General features: G+C 47.9%; 2 protein-coding genes. Both read left to right on the top strand.

All coding sequences use genetic code 11. The annotated features are described in order from the left end of the window. On the top strand, window positions 1-587 hold a 587-nt coding region (locus HMPREF0083_RS26750), incomplete at its 5' end, for a preprotein translocase subunit SecD (RefSeq protein ID WP_021624373.1). Then, window positions 577-1,445 (top strand): protein translocase subunit SecF (secF, locus tag HMPREF0083_RS26745; RefSeq protein WP_021624372.1); only part of this gene is annotated, 869 nt, incomplete at its 3' end. The genes HMPREF0083_RS26750 and secF, both read left to right, overlap by 11 nt.

Genomic DNA, 1,445 nt, shown 5'->3' with positions numbered 1-1,445 from the left:
TTAAGATGAAGGAAGTATTCTCGACGAGCGTCGGGGCGAAGCTCGGACAAGAAGCCCTGAAAAATGGGGTAGAGGCCGGTATCATCGGTACAATTATCGTTCTATTGTTTATGATTGTGTATTATCGTATTCCTGGCGTCATTGCCTGCATTACATTGGTAGCCTATATTTATCTGCTGCTCCTTGTGCAAAATCTCATGGGGGCTACACTTACCTTGCCGGGTATCGCGGCCTTTATTCTCGGGATCGGGATGGCGGTCGATGCCAACATCATTATGTATGAACGGATTAAAGAAGAACTGCGGAGCGGCAAATCGTATCTGTCCGCACTGCGGGCTGGTTCCAAGCGCTCCTTAAGCACGATTCTTGATGCGAATGTGACCAGCATCATTGCCTCTCTTGTTCTGTTTTATTTTGGTTCAAGCGCGATCCGTGGATTTGCGGTCACTCTTATTCTGAGCATTATTGTGAGCATGATTACAGCGGTGGCAGGCTCCCGTTTCTTGATGAACCTGGCCGTACGCTCCAATCTATTCAACAAGCCCGGCTATTATGGGGTAAAGGAGCGTGACATCCGTGAATTATAAGTTTGATGAATACCGATTCGACTTTGTAAAACACAGAAAAAAATATTTTATCGTATCCGCGCTGCTGATTATTGCAGGGATTGTATCCATGCTGACGATGGGACTGAACCTTGGCGTTGACTTTAAAAGCGGGACAAGGGTACAGGTGCAAATCGGCCACACGTTCAAAGAAGCGGATGTGAAGCAGGCCGTGGAACAGATTGGATTGCACTCGGGGAGCATAACGACCGCAGGCGACAAGAAGGACATGGCCGTTATCCAGTTTGCGGAGCCGATTCATAAAGACGAGTTCGCCAAGCTAACGAAAGCGATGGAGGATAAATACGGTAAAGGTGTATCGTTGCAGGAAAGTACGGTAAATCCGATTATTAGCCGTGAGTTGGCCCGTTCGGCCCTCTATTCGGTCCTGCTTGCTTCTGTTGGTATCGTCCTGTACATTACGATACGCTTCGAATTCCGGTTTGCCGTATCGTCGATTCTTGCGCTTTTGCATAACGTCTTTCTGGTCATTACGCTGTTCAGCATTTTTCAGATTGAAGTGGAGCTGACCTTTATTGCAGCCATTCTGACGATTGTCGGCTATTCCATTCACGATAACATCATTATCTTTGACCGGATTCGCGACAATCTGAAGCATGCCAAGCTGAAGACGGTACAGGACGTGGAGAACGTCGTAAATCATAGTATTGATCAGACGCTGGCCCGTTCCATCAATACCGTACTGACGGTCGTCATTTGTGCGGCAGCGCTCTACATTTTCGGTGGAGAAAGCATTCGCCACTTTACACTGGCCCTCATTATCGGCCTGATTTTCGGAGCCTACTCCTCGATCTTCATCGCAAGTCAGATCTGGGTATC

The organism is Aneurinibacillus aneurinilyticus ATCC 12856 (genome assembly GCF_000466385.1).
GTDB lineage: Bacteria > Bacillota > Bacilli > Aneurinibacillales > Aneurinibacillaceae > Aneurinibacillus > Aneurinibacillus aneurinilyticus.
This window is presented reverse-complemented; position numbering and strand designations above follow the sequence as displayed.